The organism is Streptomyces sp. CB01580, assembly GCF_001905795.1.
Classification (GTDB): domain Bacteria; phylum Actinomycetota; class Actinomycetes; order Streptomycetales; family Streptomycetaceae; genus Streptomyces.
This window is the reverse complement of the sequence record NZ_LIXJ01000016.1, coordinates 169356-188539: the sequence shown is the minus strand read 5'-3', so window position 1 is coordinate 188539 and position 19184 is coordinate 169356. Positions and strand designations below refer to the sequence as shown.

16 protein-coding genes and 2 pseudogenes are annotated in these 19184 nt (G+C 73.4%); 14 read left to right on the top strand and 4 right to left on the bottom strand.

Annotated features, from left to right (window positions below):
- Nucleotides 1–20: 20 nt before the first annotated feature.
- The 9 genes from AMK22_RS22905 to AMK22_RS22865 all read left to right on the top strand — a co-directional run bounded on the left by AMK22_RS22905 (nt 21) and on the right by AMK22_RS22865 (nt 8693).
- A complete protein-coding gene (locus AMK22_RS22905; protein ID WP_073787841.1) occupies nt 21–395 on the top strand; it encodes an FKBP-type peptidyl-prolyl cis-trans isomerase in 375 nt (124 codons plus the stop codon).
- A 113-nt stretch (nt 396–508) separates the two neighbouring features.
- Nucleotides 509–1465: a helix-turn-helix transcriptional regulator gene (locus AMK22_RS22900; protein ID WP_073787839.1), complete on the top strand. Its 957-nt coding sequence runs from the start codon at nt 509–511 to the stop codon at nt 1463–1465.
- A 13-nt stretch (nt 1466–1478) separates the two neighbouring features.
- Nucleotides 1479–2435, top strand: a complete 957-nt coding sequence (locus AMK22_RS22895; RefSeq protein WP_073787837.1) for a helix-turn-helix transcriptional regulator — start codon at nt 1479–1481, stop codon at nt 2433–2435.
- A gap of 28 nt (nt 2436–2463) precedes the next feature.
- Nucleotides 2464–2724, top strand: a complete 261-nt coding sequence (locus AMK22_RS22890) for a phage terminase large subunit family protein (protein ID WP_073787835.1) — start codon at nt 2464–2466, stop codon at nt 2722–2724.
- A 189-nt stretch (nt 2725–2913) separates the two neighbouring features.
- Nucleotides 2914–3111, top strand: a complete 198-nt coding sequence (locus AMK22_RS22885) for a hypothetical protein (RefSeq protein ID WP_073787833.1) — start codon at nt 2914–2916, stop codon at nt 3109–3111.
- A 467-nt stretch (nt 3112–3578) separates the two neighbouring features.
- Nucleotides 3579–3872, top strand: a complete 294-nt coding sequence (gene tatA, locus AMK22_RS22880; protein ID WP_073787831.1) for a Sec-independent protein translocase subunit TatA — start codon at nt 3579–3581, stop codon at nt 3870–3872.
- A gap of 66 nt (nt 3873–3938) precedes the next feature.
- Nucleotides 3939–4889 carry a twin-arginine translocase subunit TatC gene (tatC, locus tag AMK22_RS22875; RefSeq protein ID WP_073787829.1) on the top strand — a complete coding sequence of 317 codons (951 nt, stop codon included), beginning with the start codon at nt 3939–3941 and terminating at the stop codon, nt 4887–4889.
- 16 nt (nt 4890–4905) lie between these two features.
- Complete coding sequence (locus AMK22_RS22870) at nt 4906–5814, top strand: diacylglycerol kinase (RefSeq protein ID WP_073787827.1); 909 nt, start codon at nt 4906–4908, stop codon at nt 5812–5814.
- A gap of 44 nt (nt 5815–5858) precedes the next feature.
- Entirely contained in the window at nt 5859–8693 is a 2835-nt protein-coding gene (locus tag AMK22_RS22865) for a DEAD/DEAH box helicase (protein ID WP_073787825.1), read from the top strand.
- A 61-nt stretch (nt 8694–8754) separates the two neighbouring features.
- On the opposite strand, the gene AMK22_RS41845 is transcribed toward AMK22_RS22865, so the two are convergent.
- Complete coding sequence (locus AMK22_RS41845) at nt 8755–10272, bottom strand: PucR family transcriptional regulator (RefSeq protein WP_073787823.1); 1518 nt, start codon at nt 10270–10272, stop codon at nt 8755–8757.
- Between the two features lie 89 nt (nt 10273–10361).
- Between AMK22_RS41845 and AMK22_RS22855 the strand changes: the two genes are divergently transcribed.
- The 5 genes from AMK22_RS22855 to AMK22_RS22835 all read left to right on the top strand — a co-directional run bounded on the left by AMK22_RS22855 (nt 10362) and on the right by AMK22_RS22835 (nt 17272).
- The gene (locus AMK22_RS22855) at nt 10362–11528 is read left to right on the top strand and encodes a DUF917 domain-containing protein (RefSeq protein ID WP_079186335.1); all 1167 of its coding nucleotides are present in this window, start codon (nt 10362–10364) and stop codon (nt 11526–11528) included.
- A complete protein-coding gene (locus AMK22_RS22850) occupies nt 11525–12865 on the top strand; it encodes a hydantoinase/oxoprolinase N-terminal domain-containing protein (protein WP_073787819.1) in 1341 nt (446 codons plus the stop codon). Before AMK22_RS22855 ends, AMK22_RS22850 begins: the two co-directional genes overlap by 4 nt.
- Nucleotides 12866–12968: 103 nt before the next feature.
- Complete coding sequence (locus AMK22_RS22845; protein ID WP_073787817.1) at nt 12969–14399, top strand: purine-cytosine permease family protein; 1431 nt, start codon at nt 12969–12971, stop codon at nt 14397–14399.
- Between the two features lie 47 nt (nt 14400–14446).
- Nucleotides 14447–15976 carry a hydantoinase/oxoprolinase N-terminal domain-containing protein gene (locus AMK22_RS22840; RefSeq protein ID WP_073787815.1) on the top strand — a complete coding sequence of 510 codons (1530 nt, stop codon included), beginning with the start codon at nt 14447–14449 and terminating at the stop codon, nt 15974–15976.
- A 222-nt stretch (nt 15977–16198) separates the two neighbouring features.
- Nucleotides 16199–17272, top strand: a complete 1074-nt coding sequence (locus tag AMK22_RS22835) for a DUF917 domain-containing protein (RefSeq protein ID WP_073787813.1) — start codon at nt 16199–16201, stop codon at nt 17270–17272.
- Nucleotides 17273–17410: 138 nt separating this feature from the next.
- Here AMK22_RS22835 and AMK22_RS22830 read toward each other — a convergent pair whose 3' ends face one another.
- From AMK22_RS22830 to AMK22_RS22820, 3 genes and pseudogenes are all read right to left on the bottom strand, one after another.
- Entirely contained in the window at nt 17411–17905 is a 495-nt protein-coding gene (locus tag AMK22_RS22830; protein WP_199883295.1) for an SPW repeat protein, read from the bottom strand.
- Nucleotides 17906–17991: 86 nt separating this feature from the next.
- A pseudogene (locus tag AMK22_RS22825) lies at nt 17992–18648 on the bottom strand (ADP-ribosylglycohydrolase family protein); the annotation flags it as partial.
- Between the two features lie 164 nt (nt 18649–18812).
- A pseudogene (locus tag AMK22_RS22820) lies at nt 18813–19181 on the bottom strand (ADP-ribosylglycohydrolase family protein); the annotation flags it as partial.
- Nucleotides 19182–19184 lie beyond the last annotated feature (3 nt).

Here is a 19184-nt window from a genome sequence, read left to right as displayed (position 1 = left end):
TCATCAAGAGGAGCAACTCAGTGAGCATCGAGAAGCCCGAGATCGACTTCCCGGGTGGCGAGCCGCCGGCCGACCTGGAGATCAAGGACATCTGGGAGGGCGACGGCGCGGTGGCCAAGGCGGGCGACAACGTCTCGGTCCACTACGTGGGCGTGGCCTTCTCCACCGGTGAGGAGTTCGACGCCTCCTGGAACCGCGGCACCCCGCTGCAGTTCCAGCTCGGTGCCGGGCAGGTCATCTCCGGCTGGGACCGGGGCGTGCAGGGCATGAAGGTCGGCGGGCGCCGCCAGCTGACCATCCCCGCGCACCTCGCGTACGGCGACCGCGGCGCCGGTGGCGGCCGCATCGCCCCCGGCGAGACGCTGATCTTCGTCTGCGACCTGGTCGCCGTCTGATCCGCGCCTCTACGCGACGAGGGCCCGTGCCGCAAGGTGCGGGCCCTCGCTTTTGTCCCGGAAGCGGGGAGCGGTACCGTCGACGATCGTAGAGCGGAGAAGAAAGGGCGTCGATGGCGATCGCCAAGGCCGAGCGGCTGATGAACCTGGCCCTGTGCCTGCTGGGAACGAGGCGCCCGCTGAGCAAGCGTGAGCTCCGGGGGTCCATCGAGGCGTACTTGGAAGCGGGCTCCGACGATGCCTTCAACCGGATGTTCGAGCGCGACAAGGACGATCTGCGCGAACTCGGTCTGGTCATCGAGACCGTGGAGAACCTGGACGGCGACACCGGGTACCTCGCCCGCCGCGACAGCAACCGCCTCCCCCCGATCACGCTGGACGCCGAGGAGGCCGCCGCGCTCGGGCTGGCCGCGAAGGTCTGGCAGCAGGCGCGGCTGGCCGGTGCCGCCAGCGGCGCGCTGCAGAAGCTCCGGGCGGCCGGGATGCCGGAGACCGAGGACACGTACGAGGTGCACAGCGCCCTCGAACCCCGGATCCCCGTGCACGAGGCCGCGTTCGAGCCGCTGATGCTGGCCTGCCGGGACCGCCGCCCGGTGACCTTTGACTACCGCAAGGCCAACGCCGCCCGGCCCGAGACGCGTCACGTCGAGCCGTGGACCCTGGAGTGCTGGCGGGGCCACTGGTACCTGGCCGGCTGGGACCGGGACCGCCGCGCCGAGCGGGTCTTCCGTCTCTCCCGGATCACCGGCAAGGTGCGCTCGCGGGCGGCCGGCACGTTCACCGCAGAGGTGCCCGACGTCGTGACCGTCCGCGAGACCGTGGAGAGCTGGGCGGGGGAGACGGCCACCCGGACCGCGCTGATCAGGCTGCGCACCGGCGCCGGATACCCGCTGCGCTCGCGCGCCGTTTCGGTCCGGGAACTCGGGAACGGGTGGGACGAGTTGGAGATTCCGTACGGGCACGGACTGGACGCCTGGCTCGTCGAGTTCGGCCCGGACGTCGTCGTGGAGGAACCCGCGGACCTGCGGGCCGACGTGGTGGAACGGCTGCGCGCCGTGGCCAAGGACTGAAGGGGGCCCGTTCATGGCCACGAACGCGATCGACCAGACCCGGCGGATGCTCTCCCTGGTCACCTATCTGCGCGAGCGCCCCGGCGCCCACGTCCAGGACGTCGCCCGCGCCTTCGGGATCACCGAGGACGAGCTGATCTCGGACCTCGACGTGCTGCCCATGTGCGGGACGAGCTTCCGCGGCGGCGACCTGCTGGACATCGACACCGACGGCGAGCGGATCTGGTGGCACAACCCCGACGACGTCGCCGAGCCGCTGCGGCTCGCGGCCGACGAGGCGACGGCCCTCCTGGTCGCCGCCCGTGCCGTGGCCACGCTGCCGGGCCTGCGCGAGAGCGACCGGCAGGCGCTGCTGCGGGCCACCGCGAAGCTGGAGACCGCGGCCGGTGAGGTGGGGGCGGCCAGTTCGAGGCTCTCGGTCACCTTCGAGTCCGAGGGCGGTGTTTTCGCCGAGGTCGATCGGGCGATCTCGGAGCGGCGCCGGCTGTGGCTGCGCTACTACTCGCCCGCGCGCGACGAGCTCACCGAGCGCGAGGTGGACCCGATCCGGCTGTTCGCCGTGGGCCACACGTACATGGAGGCGTGGTGCAGGTCCTCCGAGGACCGGCGCACCTTCCGCCTCGACCGGGTCGCCGCGATCAGGCTGCTGGACGAACCGGCCGCACCGCCGGAGCTCGAACTGCGCGACCTGTCCGAGGGACTGGTCCAGCCCTCGGCCGAGGATCCGGAGGTCGTGGTCGAGGTCGGCCCCGGCGGGCGGTGGGTCGCCGAGTACTACCCGCACGACACCGCCCGGGAACTCCCGGACGGCGGGCTGCGGATCGCCCTGCGCACCCCCGACCCGGCCTCGCTGCGCAGGCTCGCGCTGCGGCTGGGCGGGGAGGGGCGCATCGTCTCCCCGCCGGAGCTGGCGCGGAGTGCCCAGGAGGCGGCCCGTGCCGCACTCGCCGCCTATGACGACCCGGTCTGAGCGGACATTCGAGGGAGATGTGAGCGATATGTCTGCGATGTCAGGTGTGCCGACCGTGGTGGTCCCGGACTCCGTGCGCTTCAAGGCGGCCTGTCCGGACTGCCGGGAGCGGTTCGAACTGACGGCCGGGGCGATCCGGCTCGCCGTGGGCGCCAGCCGCCGCACCACGTTCTACTCCTTCACCTGCCCGGAGTGCGGCTCGGCCGTCCGCAAGCCCGCGGGGGAGCGGATAGTCGAGCTCCTCACCCACGGCGGGGTGCGGACGCTGCGTCTCCACAGCAGTCTCTAGTGCTGTGACCGGGAAGGTTCACCGGCTCGCGACGCCCGGCAAACCTTCCCGGTCACAGCACTAGTTCCACTCCCGGTGCCGGCCGCCCCGGCTCCGGTTCCCTCCGCGTCCCATGTCCACCACCCGTCACCGGTCACCCGCCACCGTCCCCGGAATTCTCCGAGGCCCCGACACATCGAGGATTTCCGCATGTTCTGGCCCATGCTCGCCATCGCCCTGGGCTTCCTCGGGATCGCCGTTCTGGGCGTGCTGGCCGTCAGGGTCTTCATCGAGGTCCAGCGTCTGGGGCGGCAGGTGACGCTGACCACTCGGCACATCAACCGTGCCGCGGAGGACCTCGAACGGGCCGCGACGGACCTCGCCGCCACGGGCGAGGCGCTGCGCTGAGGGCTGTCCCGTCATCCCTGGCGGGCGCACGACGACAGCTGCGGCACCTCGCCGCGTTGTCGGAACGCCCGTACACATCCGGTATGCGGGCGCCCCTCCGCCCTGCGATGCACCGCATCCGACGCCGCGCGCCGATCCACCAGGGATGACGGGACAGCCCTTGGCCGGGCTCCGCCGCAGACGTACGCCCCTGGGTGACAGGGGCACGGCCCCCGCGCCGCCACGCGTTCGTGTGAGGCGGTGACCGGGGCCGATCGGTCGTCCAGGGCGTGGCCTCCTGTTTCCCGGACTCGGGGGGTACGCTGCTCAAGCGGCCCGCAGAGCGAGGCATGGGTCGTCACCGCGGGGACGCACGGGTATTGCCCCGTGTTCACTCCCGCGGGATACGATCGCTGACAGTACGACGATCGGACGTCCGTTGTTCGATCCGCCCCACCCCCGCTGCCTCGGTGAGAAGGTACACGCTTATGTTCGGAAGAATCGGTGCTCCCGAGATCATCCTGATCCTCGTCGTCGTTGTTCTGCTGTTCGGCGCGAAGAAGCTTCCTGACATGGCCCGCTCGCTCGGCAAGTCCGCCCGCATCCTGAAGAGCGAGGCCAAGGCGATGAAGTCCGAAGGCGGCCCGTCGGCCACCCCGGCCGAGCCGGCGGCCAACGACCAGGCCCAGGACCAAGCCGCCCCGCGCACCATCAAGGCCGCGCCGGGTGACGTGACCAGCTCCCGCCCGGTCGCCGAGCCGACCGACTCGACCAAGCGCTGACAGTAACGGGCCGACGCAGGCGCCGGGGATTCGGTGACGGCCTGCTGCACGAGATGAGGACGTGGGTTGCTCAAGTCTTCCCGCAAGCAGGAGAGGGACCCAGAGGGCCGCATGCCCCTGGTGGAGCACCTGCGAGAGCTGCGTAACCGGTTGGCGAAGGGGCTGCTGGGGATCGTCGTCGTCACGATCGCCGCCGCCTTCTTCTACAAGGGGATCGTCGAGGTCTTCACCAACCCGGTACTGAAGTCGGTCGGTTGCGAGTCGAGCTTCGCCGAACTCGCCAAGAGGGAGGACGGCACCTGTGCGCGCATCGTCCTGAACGGTCTGCTCACCCCGTTCACCCTGGCCCTCAAGGTCTCCCTGACGGCGGGCATCGTCGTCTCCTCGCCGGTCTGGCTCTACCAGCTGTGGGCCTTCGTCGCGCCCGGGCTGCACAGGAACGAGAAAAAGTACTCCCTCGCTTTCGTGGGCGCCGGCTTCCCACTGTTCCTCGCCGGCGGCTTCTTCGCGTACAAGACCCTGCCCACGATGGCGCGGGTGCTCCTGGACTTCTCGCCGGCCGATCTCGACAACCAGCTGCCACTGGACGAACTGCTGGATCTGATCACGCGCATGGTCGTGGTCTTCGGGCTCGCCTTCGAGCTGCCCCTGCTGCTCGTGATGCTGAACTTCGGCGGGATCCTCACCGGCAAGCGGATGCTCGGCTGGTGGCGGGGCATGATCATGGGGATCACGGTCTTCGCCGCGGTCGCCACTCCCAGCACCGACCCGGTCAGCATGCTGCTGCTCGCCGGACCGATCTGGGTCCTCTACTTCCTGGCCACGGGGATCTCCCTCCTCAACGACCGGCGCAAGGAACGGCGCGAGGCGGCGGGCCCGGGCGACGACGAGGCGTCGGAGCTGGACCTGACCCCCGCGGACATCGGAGAGGTCGAGTCGGTCGCGTCCCGCAACGCCCTGCCGCAGCCGACGAGCCCGGACCGTGACCGGGTGAACGGTTACGACGACATCACCTGACCTGTAGGGTCCCGGGGTGACCAGCGAGATCACCCTTTTCGTCAATCCCACCGCGGGAAGCGGCCGGGGCGCGCGTGCCGCGCAGCCGGCCGCTTCCGCGTTGCGGGACGCGGGATTCTCCGTGCGCACCGTCCTCGGCGAGGACGCCGACGACGCCCTGCGACGGGCCCGCGAGGCCGTCGCAGGGGGCACCGGCGCACTGATCGCCGTCGGCGGGGACGGCATGATGTCCCTCGCCCTCCAGGCCGTCGCCGGGACGACGACGCCGCTCGGCGTCGTGGCCGTGGGCACCGGGAACGACTTCGCCAGGGCGCTGGGGGTGCCGGTCGTGGACCCGGCCGCCGCCGGACGGCTGGCCGCCGAGGCGCTCAAGGGCGGCGGCGTCCGCGAGATCGACCTCGGCAGGGTCGGGGACCGGTGGTTCGGGTCCGTGCTCGCCTCCGGCTTCGACTCCCGGGTCAACGACCGCGGCAACCGGATGCGTTTCGTGGGCGGGCGGTTCAAGTACGACCTCGCGATCCTCGCCGAACTCGCCGCGTTCCGGCCGATCCCGTACCGCCTGCGGCTGGACGACGGGCCGGTGCGGGAGATCGAGGCGACGCTCGTCGCCGTCGGCAACGGGACGTCGTACGGCGGCGGCATGCGGATGTGCGCCGACGCCGTCATGGACGACGGGCTCTTCGACGTGGTCGTGGTCGGGAACTGCAGTCGCGCCACGCTCCTGAGGGTCTTCCCCCGGGTCTACCGGGGGACGCATCTCGGCCACCCCGCGGTGACCGTGCACCGGGCCTCCTCGGTCGAGCTGTCCGCGGCCGGCGTCACCGCGTACGCGGACGGTGAACCGCTGGGGGCGCTGCCGCTCACCGCGACGTGCGTACCGGGCGCGGTCACGGTGCTCGCGCCCGGTTCTCCCGGCGGACTTTAAAGATCGAGCCGCTGTCACAGGCGGCGGGTACGCTCATAGGCAAGATGACAGAGGACCTCTCACCCGCTGAGCGATACCAGGCTTCTCGGATCCGTGCCGCCGAGCTGGCCACCGCACTCGCGCCCTTCCGGGAGCTGTACGAATTCGAGCTGGACCCCTACCAGATCGAGGCATGCGAGGCACTGGAGGCCGGCAAGGGCGTGCTCGTCGCCGCCCCGACCGGCTCGGGCAAGACGATCGTCGGCGAGTTCGCCGTGCACCTCGCCCTCCAGCAGGGGCGCAAGTGCTTCTACACCACCCCGATCAAGGCCCTCTCCAACCAGAAGTTCGCCGATCTGGTCAAACGCTACGGACCCGACAAGGTCGGCCTGCTGACCGGTGACAACAGCGTCAACGGCGACGCCCCCGTGGTCGTCATGACCACCGAGGTCCTGCGGAACATGCTGTACGCGGGCTCGCAGGCGCTGCGCGGCCTCGGCTACGTGGTGATGGACGAGGTGCACTACCTCTCCGACCGGTTCCGGGGCGCCGTCTGGGAGGAAGTGATCATCCACCTCCCGGAGTCCGTGACACTCGTGTCGCTCTCGGCGACCGTGTCCAACGCGGAGGAGTTCGGCGACTGGCTGGACACCGTCCGCGGCGACACCGAGGTCATCGTCGCCGAGCACCGCCCGGTGCCGCTCTGGCAGCACGTGCTCGCGGGCCGCCGGATGTACGACCTCTTCGAGGAGGAGAGCGACCACGGCGGACGCGGCACCGCACGCCGCGAGGTCAACCCCGACCTCATCCGGCTCGCCCGGATGGAGAACCAGCGGACGTACAACCCCCGCGACCGTCGCCGGGGCAAGATGGTCCGCGAGGCGGACCGGGAGCGCGAGCGCCGCCAGCGCGGCCGGATCTGGACCCCGGCGAGGCCCGAGGTCATCGACCGGCTGGACGCCGAGGGGCTCCTCCCGGCCATCACGTTCATCTTCAGCCGGGCGGGCTGCGAGGCGGCGGTGCAGCAGTGTCTGCACGCCGGACTGCGGCTCAACGACGAGGCGGGGCGCCGCCTGGTCCGCGAGATCGTCGAGGAGCGAACCGCGTCCATCCCCGGCGAGGACCTCCACGTCCTGGGCTACTACGAGTGGCTCGAAGGGCTGGAACGGGGCATCGCCGCGCATCACGCCGGCATGCTGCCCACGTTCAAGGAGGTCGTCGAGGAGCTGTTCGTGCGCGGCCTCGTCAAGGCGGTCTTCGCGACCGAGACCCTCGCCCTCGGCATCAACATGCCCGCGCGCTCGGTCGTGCTGGAGAAGCTCGTCAAGTGGAACGGCGAGCAGCACGCCGACGTCACGCCCGGCGAGTACACCCAGCTGACCGGGCGGGCCGGCCGCCGCGGCATCGACGTCGAGGGCCACGCCGTGGTCCTGTGGCAGCGCGGCATGGACCCGGTGCAGCTGGCCGGGCTCGCGGGCACCCGCACCTACCCCCTGCGGTCCAGCTTCCGGCCCTCGTACAACATGGCCGTCAACCTGGTGCACCAGTACGGGCGGCACCGCTCGCGCGAGCTGCTGGAGACCTCCTTCGCGCAGTTCCAGGCCGACCGGTCCGTGGTCGGGATCTCCCGGCAGGTCCAGCGCAACGAGGAGGGGCTCGCGGGTTACCGCGAGGGCATGACCTGCCACCTCGGCGACTTCGAGGAGTACGCGCGGCTGCGCCGCGACCTCAAGGAGCGGGAGAACGAACTGGCCAAGCGGGGCGCGACCCAGCGGCGGGCCGAGGCGGCGGCCTCCCTGGAGAAGCTGCGGCCCGGCGACGTCATCCACGTGCCCACCGGCAAGTTCGCCGGGCTGGCGCTGGTCCTCGACCCCGGTCTGCCGGCCGGCCGCGTCAACGGCCACGGGCACCGCGGGCTCGAATACCACGACGGGCCGCGGCCGTTGGTGCTGACCGCCGAACGGCAGGTGAAGCGGCTCGCCTCCATCGACTTCCCGGTTCCGGTGCAGGTGCTGGAGCGGATGCGGGTGCCGAAGTCGTTCAACGCGCGCTCGCCGCAGTCGCGTCGCGACCTGGCCTCCGCCCTCCGGACGAAGGCCGGACACATCGTGCCGGAGCGGCATCGCAAGGGACGGTCCCCGGCCGCCGACGACCGGGAGATAGCCCGGCTGCGGGCGGCCCTGCGCGCCCACCCCTGCCACGGGTGCGACGAGCGCGAGGACCACGCCCGGTGGGCAGAGCGCCACCACCGACTGCGGCGCGACACCAAGCAGTTGGAGCGCCGCATCGAGGGCCGGACGAACACGATCGCCCGGACCTTCGACCGCATCGTCGCGCTGCTCACCGAGCTCGACTACCTGCGGGGCGACGAGGTCACCGAGCACGGGCGGCGGCTCGCCCGCCTCTACGGGGAACTGGACCTGCTGGCCAGCGAATGCCTGCGGGACGGCGTGTGGGAGGGCCTGAACCCGGCCGAACTCGCGGCATGCGTCTCGGCGTTGGTGTACGAGGCGCGGCAGGCCGATGACGCGGTGGCGCCCAAGCTGCCGTCGGGGCCCGCGCGGGCCGCGATGGGGGAGATGGTCCGGATCTGGGGCCGGCTCGATGCCCTGGAGGAGGAGTTCAAGATCAATCAGGCGGAGGGGGTCGGGCAGCGCGAGCCCGATCTGGGCTTCGCCTGGGCCGTCTACATGTGGGCGTCGGGACGCACGCTGGACGAGGTGCTGAACGAGGCGGAGATGCCCGCGGGGGACTTCGTCCGGTGGTGCAAGCAGGTGATCGACGTGCTGGGCCAGATCGAGGCCGCGGCGCCCCGGGACGGCAGCACGGTCGCGCGCAACGCGCGCAAGGCGGTGGACGCGGTGCTGCGCGGGGTGGTCGCCTACAGCTCCCTGGGGTGACCCGGGGCCCGGGCGGCCGCCGCTTCTTCCCGGGGACGCGGACCGGTGGCCACCGGCGCGCTCAGCCACCGGCGGCGGGCGGTTCGTCGTGCGGCGCCGACAGGCTCGCGCGGCAGGCCAGTTGGAGGGCGAGGCGGACGTCCGGATCGCTCAGGTCGGCGCCCGTCAGCCGGACCACCTTGCGGATGCGGGCGCCCACCGCGTTCCGGTGCAGATGCAGGGCCTCGGCGGCGCGGCCGGGCGAGTTGTTGTGGTCCAGATAGCCCTGGAGCGTACGCAACAGCGGCTCGGCGCGTTCCGGGCCCAACGCCAGTACGGGCGCGAGGAGTTCGGCGACCGCCTCGCGCGCGGTGTCGGAGGCGTACCACTCCAGCAGCATCCGGTCGAGCCCCACCGCGTCGTGCGCGGCCACCGCGGGGCCGAGGCCGCGCGGCACGGCGGCCCGTGCCTCCCGGGCCGAGGTGCGGATGCCCAGCGGACCCCGGTGGGGCGAGCCCACCCCGCACCGCAGTCCGGCCTCCGGACGCAGCCCGGCCAGCCGGTCCACCACGCGGCGGGCCCGGGCCAGGGTCGCGCGCCGCCCGTCCGCCCCCGGGTCGGCGGGCCAGGTGCCGAGCAGCACGAGGGCGTCGTCGACCAGGGCGGCGTTCCACTGGACGGCGTCGCCGGGCGGGGGCGCGGCGCCGGAGGGCTGTGCCGCCGGACCGTCCCAGGAACGCAGCAGCGTCAGGGCCCGGGACATCACCGCGTCCAGCACCTTCGGCCGGTCGGCGGCGTCGAGGTCGCCGGCCTCCAGCCGCAACGCCATGTGCCAGCCGTCCACCGGGAGCGCGAGTGCCCGGCCCCGGGCGGCCAGCCGGGCGGCCTGGTCGCGCGGGGCCACGAGCAGTTCGGCGAGCAGCCGGCCACGGGAGCGCACGGGGACGTCGCCGTGCCCGCCGCCGGCCGCCGCGAGGGCCGCCAACGCCAGCACGGAACGCACCGCCGCCCCCGCGTGGCCGGGGCGGGGCGGGGCGGCGAGCCGGATGTCGCCGTCCGGACCGGCGGCCGACGCGCCCTCCTCGCCCGGGCCCGCCGCCCGCAGCTCCACGGTCACCCCCAGGGCCCGGGACGCCGCCGCGGCCACCCGCTCCGGGTCGCCCGCGACCGCCGTCACCTCCCGCGCGGCGGCGGCGACCCGGGCGAGCGCGTCCGCGGCGGACCCGGCCACCGCCCGTTCCACCGCCACCACGAGGGCGGCGAGCTCCCCGCCCGCGTACAGCACCGCGACCCGGCCCCGTTCGGCGAGCGCCCGGGCGGTGGCCGTCACCTCGGCGGGTAGTCCGTGCGGCGTCCGGGCCACCCCCGTCAGGACCAGCGCGGCGGCGCCCGCCGCCGCGGCGTCCCGTACCGCAACGTCCAGCAGATGCCCGGGCAGCGGCGCCAGCAGCACGGCGACCGTCCCCGCGGGCAGGGCGGCGAGCCGGTCGGGGCGCGGCTCCAGGCGCACCCCCGTCACCTCCACCGCGTCGAGCGGCCCCACCAGCGGGCGCAGCCCGTCCAGACCGGGGGAGGAGAGGAGTTCCAGGATGCTCGGCATCCCACCAGTGTGCCCTCAGCACACCAGGAGGCCGAAGAGAGGGCCGATGGCCCAGGCTGTGTGCCTTGCGCCTCCCTACGCTGGAACGCATGCACATGGACGCCGGAGCGCTCGCCGACTTCGCGCGGGGCTGTGCCGTCCTGGGATCAGGGGGCGGCGGCCCCGCCGATGTGACGCTGCCCGTCGCCGGACAGGCGATCGAGGAATGCGGCCCGGTGCCTGTCGTCGACCCGTCCGGCCTGCCCGACGACGCGCTGGTCATGCCCGTCGGGCTGGTGGGCTCGCCCGCGGTCGCCGCCGAGCGGATCGGCGGCCGGGACGAGCCCGCGCGGCTGCGGGCCCGCTTCGAGGACCTGCACGGCGCCCCGGTGGCCGCGGTGATGAGCAGCGAGATCGGCGGCCTCAACGGCTGCGTCGCCGTCGCCTGGGCGGCCCGGCTGGGACTGCCGCTGCTCGACGCCGACTCGATGGGCCGCGCCTTTCCCCGCATGGACCAGAACGTCCTGGAACTGGCCGGACTGCGCCCCTGCCCCGCCGTCCTCGTCGACGAACACGGTCACACCGTCGTCGTCGACGGTGTCGACGGCGCGCACCTCGAACGCTTCGCCCGCGCCACCCTCGACGCCTTCGGCGGGCGCGCCGCGTCCGCCGACTACCCCCTGACCGCCGGGCAGGCGACCCGCCACGCCGTCACCGGATCGGTCACGCGCGCCCTCGCCCTCGGCCGCGGCGAAGGACCGGAGCCCCTGCTCACCGGCAAGGTCTCCTCGGTCCGCCGGTACGCCACGCGGGACGCGGACGGCGACGACGCCACCGCCGTCCTGCTGGAAGGCGCCGGACCCGACGCCGGGCGGCTGGTCCTCGTCGAGGCCCGCAGCGAGTTCGTCGCCGCCCTGGAGGAGGGCACCGCGCTCGCCGTCGTCCCGGACGTGATCGCGCTGGTCGACGTGCGGACCGGCTGGGCCGTCCCGGTCGAGGAGGTCCGCTACGGGCTGCGCGTGCACCTCGTCACGCTGCCCTCCGCCCCGGCCTGGTACACGCCGGAGGGGCTGCGGCTGGCCGGTCCGTCCGCCTTCGGTCTGCCCGGGCTCGGCCACGCGGACCCCCCGGGGACCGTTCCCGCGGATGCCGCGCCGCGCGTCGCCGAGCGGTCCGCGCCGCTCGTCGCCGACGGCCGTCCGGGGCTCGCCCCGGACGGCGCGACCGGCGCCTGTTCGACCGCACCCGGCCACCGGCCCGGGGGAGGCACGCCATGATCCTCGGCGTGGACGTCGGGCCCACCAACACCGACGCCGTCCTGCTGGAGGGCGGCCGGGCGGTCCGGGCCGTCAAGGTCCCCTCGATCGCCGGTGACGCCGTCGGCTCGCTCGCCGCCGCGGTCGGCGCGCTCCCCGCCGAGCCCAGGCGCCGGGCCACCCAGCTCGCCGTGGGGCTGCGGGTCGCCGCCCGCGCGGTCCGGGAACGCGAAGGACTGGCCCGGGTCGGGGTGTTGCGCGTGGGCGGCGCCGCCGCGGACGCCGTCCGGCCGCTGTTCGGCTGGCCCGTGGCACTGCGCGACGCCGTGTGCGCGGGCACCGCCAACGTGCGGGGCGGCGGGGGCCTGTCCCCCCGCGACACCACCCCGCTCGACCGGGACGCCGTCGCCCGGTTCGGCGCCGCGCTCGCGGGCCGCGCCGAGGCGTTCGCCGTCACCGCCGTGTTCTCGCCCGCCGACGGCGGGCAGGAGCGGGAGGCGGCCGAGATCCTGCGTGCCGAGACCGGCCCCGACACGACCGTCCTGCTCTCCAGCGACGTCGGCACGCTCAGCCTGCTGCGCCGCGAGAATGCCACGGTCCTCGACGCCGCCCTGTCCGTCCTGGTGGCACGGGTCGCCGACGAGCTGACCGCCACGCTGCCGCGCCTCGGCCTCGCGCCCGGCGCCGCCGTACTCGTCACCCGCAGCGACGGCACCCTCATGAGCCTGGAGTACCTGCGCCGCCAGCCCGGACTCAGCCTGGGCAGCGGTCCCGCCTGCACCATCCGGGGCGCCGGGCTCCTGGCCGGTCTCGGTGACGCAGTGGTCGCCGACATCGGTGGCCGCCGCGCCCGGGTCGGCGCCCTGACCGGTGGCTACCCGCAGGAGGCCGGACCCGGTGAGCGCTTCGGCGGCGTACCCGTCAGCCTGCGCTTCCCGGATCTGATCACCGTGCCCGCCGACGCGCACCGCGAGCTGGCCGAGGCCGCCGACCGGATGCGGCCCGCGGCCGGACTCCTGCCGCTGGTCCTGGTGGGCGGCGGCGCGGACGGCGTGCCCGGCCGCGTACTGACCGGATTCGACGTCGTACGACCCGAACACGGCGATGTCGCTGGAGCGTTCGGCGCGGCGGCCAGCCCGGTCGGCGGCCAGTACGACCGCATCGTCACGCGCGGCCCCGGCCGCCGGCTCGACGCCGTACGCGACGAGGTACGGGATCTGGCCAGGGCCGGGGCCGTACGGGCCGGTGCCGATCCCCGGCGCGTGGAGACCCGGTCCGAACCGGATCTGCCGGTGCCGTATCTGCCGGGCGCGGTGCTCCTGCGCGCCCGGGCCGCGGGACCGCCCCTCCCGCTCTGAGACCCGTCGTTCCCTCTCTCCCCCCGTGGAGCAGCCCACCGCCGTGCTGCCGCGTCCCTCCGCCCTACCCCCGCCCCGCCACCGCCACCTGAGGACCGTCCCCATGACCCAGCCCGCAGCGCGGTCGAAGCCGCAGCCACCCACCGAGACGACCGAGCCGCAGCAGCAGGACGAGGACTACCCGCTGGAGCGGGTGCCGCGCTCGGCCCGCTATTCCTGGTTCAACGTCGCCGTGCAGCGCTTCGGCCAGCTCTCCGACCTGACGCAGTTCTTGCTGGGTGCCACGCTCGGCGCCGGTCTCTCCTTCTGGGGCGCGTTCTGGGCGTTCACGCTCGGCTCGGTGATCCTGGAGGTCGTCTGCATCTTCGTCGGCATCGCGGGAATGAAGGAGGGCCTCTCCACCTCGATGCTGGTCCGCTGGACCGGTTTCGGCCGCTACGGCTCCACTCTGATCGGGCTCGTCATCGCGGTCAGCCTGTTCGGCTGGTTCGGAGTGCAGACAGCGGTGTTCGCGGCCGGACTCCACTCCATCGTGCCCGCGCTGCCGCTCTGGGCCTGGTGCCTGGTCTGCGGCCTCGGCGTCACCGCGCTGGTTCTGCGTGGCTTCCGCGTCATGGGCTGGACCGCGTTCGTCACCGTGCCCGCGTTCCTCGGTCTCGCGGGCTGGGCCATGGCCGTCGAGTTCTCCCGGCACCACATCGGCGACCTGGTGACGGCCGCGCCCTTCGGCGCCCACCTCTCCATCGCCACCGGCGCGACCATCGTGGCCGGCTCGTACATCGTCGGCGCGGTCACGACCCCCGACATGACCCGCTTCAACCGCAACACCGGCGACGTGGTCAAGCAGACCGTCGTCGGCATCAGCCTCGGTGAGTACGTCCTTGGCCTGGGCGGCGTGCTGCTCGCCTACGCGGTGAAGTCCTCCGACCTGATCGCCATCATCACCTCCTCCTCCGGTGTCATCGGCGTCATCGTCCTGGTCTCCGCCACCGTGAAGATCAACAACTGGAACCTGTACTCCTCGTCGCTGGGCCTGATCGGGGCCGTCGAGGCGCTGTTCAAGGTCCGGCTGCACCGGGTCGGCACGACCGTGGCCATCGGTGTGCTCGGAAGCCTCGCGGCGGCGGCCGGGATCCTGGACCGGTTCACCGAGTTCCTCACGGTGCTGGGCGTCCTCACCCCGCCGGTCGCCGGGATCATGGTCGCCGAGTACTTCGTCGTGAAGAAGTGGCGGCCGCAGCTGGACGCGTCGCGTGCCGTGGGACGGCTGCCCGAGACCGAACCGAGCTGGGTTCCGGCCACGATCGCCCTGTGGGTTGCTGCCTCCCTGGTCGGCTGGCTCAGCGACCACCACCAGTGGTGGGGGATACCCGCGCTCAACTCGCTGCTGCTCGCCGGGCTCGGCTACGTGGTCGTTGGAAAGCTCGGCCTGGTGCGAGGCGCCCGCGAACTGCCGTTCACCCAGCCGGACCGGCCCGCCGCGGCGATCGAGGCGGAGCGGGACGCCGTCCGGCCGCGGAGCGCCGTCGCCTGACCCGGGGCCCGCCCCGACACCCCACCCCTACGAAAGACGGACACACCATGCGCATCGGAATCGACGTCGGAGGCACCAACACCGACGCCGCCCTCCTGGGGGACGACGACCGGATCCTCGCGACCGCGAAGACCCCCACCACCTCCGACATCACCTCCGGGGTCACCACGGCCGTCCGGGCCCTGGACCCGCCGAAGGAGGACGTCACCGCCGTCATGATCGGCACGACGCACTTCCTGAACGCGCTGATCGAGGGCGCCCGCCTCGCCCCCGTCGCGGCGGTGCGCCTGGGCTTGCCGGCCACGGCCGCCCTGCCCCCGATGACCGACTGGCCGGAGCGCCAGCGGGCGGCCGTCGGCGGACACGGCTACCTGTGCCACGGCGGCCGCGAGTTCGACGGGCGCCCGCTGTCGCCGCTCGACCCGGAGGAACTGAAGCGCACCGCCGCCGACATCGCCGCGCGCGGACTGACCTCGGTGGCCGTGTCCTCGGTGTTCTCCCCGGTCGCGGAGGAGGACGAGCGCCGGGCCGCCGAGATCCTCGGCGCGGAACTGGGGCCGGACGTCCACTTCTCGCTCTCCCACGAGCTGGGCCGGGTCGGGCTGCTCGCCCGCGAGAACGCCACGATCATCAACGCGGCCCTGCGCGACCTGGCCACCGCGATCGTCGAGTCCTTCGCCAAGTCGCTCGCCGACGTCTCGCTGACCGCGCCGTTCTTCCTGTCGCAGAACGACGGCACGCTGATGGACGTGGACTTCGCCCGCGCCTACCCGGTGGCGACGTTCGCCTCCGGGCCCACCAACTCGATGCGCGGCGCGGCGTTCCTGTCCGGCCTCGGCGACTGCGCGGTGGTGGACGTCGGCGGCACCACCGCGGACGTCGGCATCCTCGCCGGCGGCTTCCCGCGCGAGGCGGCCGGCGAGAGCGAGGCCGCGGGCATCCGTACCAACTTCCGCATCCCCGACGTGCTGTCCCTCGGCATCGGAGGCGGGTCCCTGGTCTCGGCCGAGGGCGAGACGGGCCCGCGTTCGGTGGGCTACCGGCTCACCGACGAGGCGCTGGTCTTCGGCGGATCCACCCTGACGGCGACCGACCTCGCGGTCGCGGCGGGCCGCGCCGACATCGGTGACCGCTCCCGCGTCGCGCACCTGGACCCGGACTTCACCGCCCGGGCCCTGGACCGGATCGCCGAGCGCCTGGCCGAGACCGTCGACCGGATGCGCACCTCGCCGGGGGCGCTGCCGGTCGTCGCGGTGGGCGGCGGAAGCGTGCTGGTGCCCTCGTCCCTGCCGGGCTTCGACGACGTGCGGCGCCCCGGACACTTCGACGTCGCCAACGCCGTGGGCGCCGCGATAGCCCAGGTCGGCGGGGAGGTGGACCGGGTCTTCCAGGTCCCCGACGGCCGCCGGGACGCGGTACTCGCCGAGGCGCGCGAGGAGGCCGTCGCACGGGCCGAGAGCGCGGGCGCCCGGCCCGGCACCGTCCGCATCGTCGACGTGGAGGAGGTCCCGCTCGCCTATCTGCCCGGCGGCGCGACCCGCATCCGGGTCAAGGCGGTCGGCGACCTGGTGCTGTGACCGGGAAGGTTCACCGGCTCGCGACGCCCGGCACGGCACCTCGCGGTGTTGTCGCATCACCCGAGTACGTCCAGTACGCGGACGATGCTCCGCCTTGCGATGCACCGCGCCGGACGCCGCGAGCCACCCGGTGAACCTTCCCGGTCACAGCACTAGACCTGAACGGCATCGGCACCACCCGCACCCCGGCCGGGGCGCGCGAGACCCACGGAGCAGCGTCACATGCGTGAGATCACCCTCGACAACCTGGACGACATCGCGCGCGGCGCGGGCATCCTCGGCACCGGCGGGGGAGGCGACCCGTACATCGGCAAGCTGCTGGCGCGCGAGGCCATCCGCCGCCACGGACCGGTGCGGCTCGTCTCCTTCGACGAGGTACCGGCCGACGCGACCGTCGTCCCCGTCTCCGGGATGGGCGCCCCGACGGTGCTGCTGGAACGCGTCCCGGCCGGGGGCGAGGAGGTGGCCGCCCTGCGCGCCCTGGAGAAGCACATCGGCCGCCGTGCCACCCACATCGCGCCGATCGAGGTCGGCGGCGTCAACTCGATGCTGCCCGTCGCCTGCGCCGCCGAGGCGGGACTTCCGCTGGTCGACGGGGATGCCATGGGCCGCGCGTTCCCCGAGGCCCAGATGGTGCTGCCCGGACTGATCGGCGTGGCCAACACGCCGATGGCGCTCGCCGACGACAAGGGCAACACGATCATCGTCGACGCCGTCTCCAACCACGCGGCCGAACGCATCGCCCGCGCGGTCTGCGTGGAACTCGGCTGCCAGATCTCCAGCGCCGACACCGTGATGCGCGGCGACCAGCTCGCCGACGGTCTCGTCCCCGCCACGCTCACGCTCGCCGAACGGCTCGGCGCGGCTGTCCGCGAGGCGCGTGCCGCGCACGAGGATCCGGTACGGGCGGCCCGCGCCATGCTCTTCGGCAGCCATCTGCTGACCGGCAAGGTCGTGGATGTCAGCCGCCGCACCGAGGGCGGCTTCGCCCGGGGCAGCGCCCGGATCGAGGGCGTCGGCGGCGACGCGGGACGGGTTCTCGAACTCGGCTTCCAGAACGAACACCTGCTCGCCACCCGGGACGGCGAGACGGTCGCCACCACCCCCGACCTGATCTGCGTGCTGGACACGGACACGGGCGACCCGGTGACCACGGAGGGGCTGCGCTACGGGCTGCGCGTCAGCGTGCTGGCGGCCCCGTGCGACCCGCGCTGGACCACGCCGGGCGGACTGGCCCTCGCCGGACCGCGGTACTTCGGGTACGACGTGGACTACCTGCCGTTTCGCCGGGACTGACCCGCGCGCGACGGTTCCCGGGGCCTCGGGCCGAACCACGCGGCGGGCTCGGACCGGTCGGTGGCACGGGCCCGGGCGTGGTCGGCCGGTCCGCCTCCCGCGGACCGGCCGACCGCCGGTTGGGGCCGAGTCCCTTGCTCAGGCCGGGCGGTCGGCTCGCGCCGGCCGGTCGGCCCGGGCCGCTCGCCTGCCGGTCGTGTGCTTGCCGACCTTCATCGACGCGGCCGCGCAGACCAGCCCGAGCAGCAGGGTCAGCGCGCCGATGATGACGTTGTTCAGGATCACGCCGAGGCTCGGGGCGCTGCCGACGACCCAGGTCGAGATGATCATCCAGATGCCCATGGCGCAGATGGCCCAGCTCAGGCCGTACATCCGCTCCGGCATGGCGGTGAAACCCAGACCGAGTACCGCGATCGCGATACCCATGATCACGTTGTGCGTCGTCAGCCTGGGCTGGGTCCCCAGGAAATTGACCACCCAGGGCGAGATGGCGCAGTAGAGACCGACGAGGAACACCGGTGCGTCCACGAGCGCCACGTCGCGCCCGCCCATCACGCGGGCGTAGCGGTCGCGCATTTCGGAAACATCGGGGTGACCGGCCATGTCACGGCCGGCGTGCGAGAGGTTCGACATGGGGTTCGTCTCCTTCGCTCCTGCAGACCTGGCCGCCCCTTCCGAGCGATAGCGGCCTGCTCTGCCATTCTGCTCTTATATGCCCCTTATGTGTAGTTCTGGGGTGTGTGGGCATCCGGAGAAGCGGAACGCATGCTGGGCGCCCGGCCGTCCAGCCGCTGTGCCAGGGCGACCAGATGGGCCGTGTGCAGCACCCGGTTCCCGAACCCCGGAAGCGGAATGTGCAGCGGTTCGGTCCAGCGTGCCGGAATCGCGGTGTACCCGTACACGGCACCCGCCAGCGCGCCGGTCACGGCAGCGACCGTGTCCGTGTCCCCGCCCACGTCGACCGCGGCGGACAGCGCGTCCTCGAACGCATGCGTGGTGCGCAGCGCCCACAGCGCGGTGCCCAGGCACGGCCACACTGCCCCGTTGAACTCCGTCGCCGCGCCCGGGTGCCAGCCGGGTGCGAGAACGGCCGCCCACCGCTCGCGGTGATCGCCGTGCACGCGGTCGAGCGTGTCCGGAACGGCGGTGAGCGGATCGTCGCCGTCCAGCGCCACCCGGACGAGTTCGTGCAGGACGGCGGTGCCCTCCCAGGCGGCCGGGTCGCCGTGGGTGAGCGCGGCGATCCGGCGGGCGGCGTCCATCGTCGCCGTCCGTCCCGCACGCGCGAAGTACACCGCCGACGTGGCGGCCCGCATCAGCGAACCGTTGCCCGCGGCACGCCCCTCGACCTGGAAGTGCAGGGCCGCCGCGAGGTCCTGGTGCTGCGACCGGAAAGGTTCACCGGCTCGCGACGCCCGGCACGGCACCTCGCCGCGTTGTCGCATCACCCGAGTACGTCCAGTACGCGGACGATGCTCCGCCTTGCGATGCACCGCACCGGACGCCGCGAGCTTCCCGGCAAACCCTTCCGGCCACAGCACCAGCGGTCGCCGCTCGTCAGTACGGCCTCGGTCTGCAGGCCGATGTCCTTCGGCCCGGCGTCCGCCCAGCGGCGGAACCGGTCGAAGAGGTCGGGCGGATCGAAGCCGCCCCTCTCCAGCAGGGACTCGGCGACCAGCACGGCCATCTGTGTGTCGTCCGTGGCCTCGCCCGGCTCCCAGCCGCCGCCCCCGCACATCGTGCCGACGCCGTCGGGGAAACGGGCCGCGTACGCACCGGCGGGGCCGAACTCGAACGGCGCGCCCAGGGCGTCGCCGACCGCCGACCCGACCACCGCCCCCGCGACCCGGTCCGGCCGGTGCGGGGCCACCGGCCGCCGCGATCGATCCCGTCGGTTCCGTGAGGCCATGGC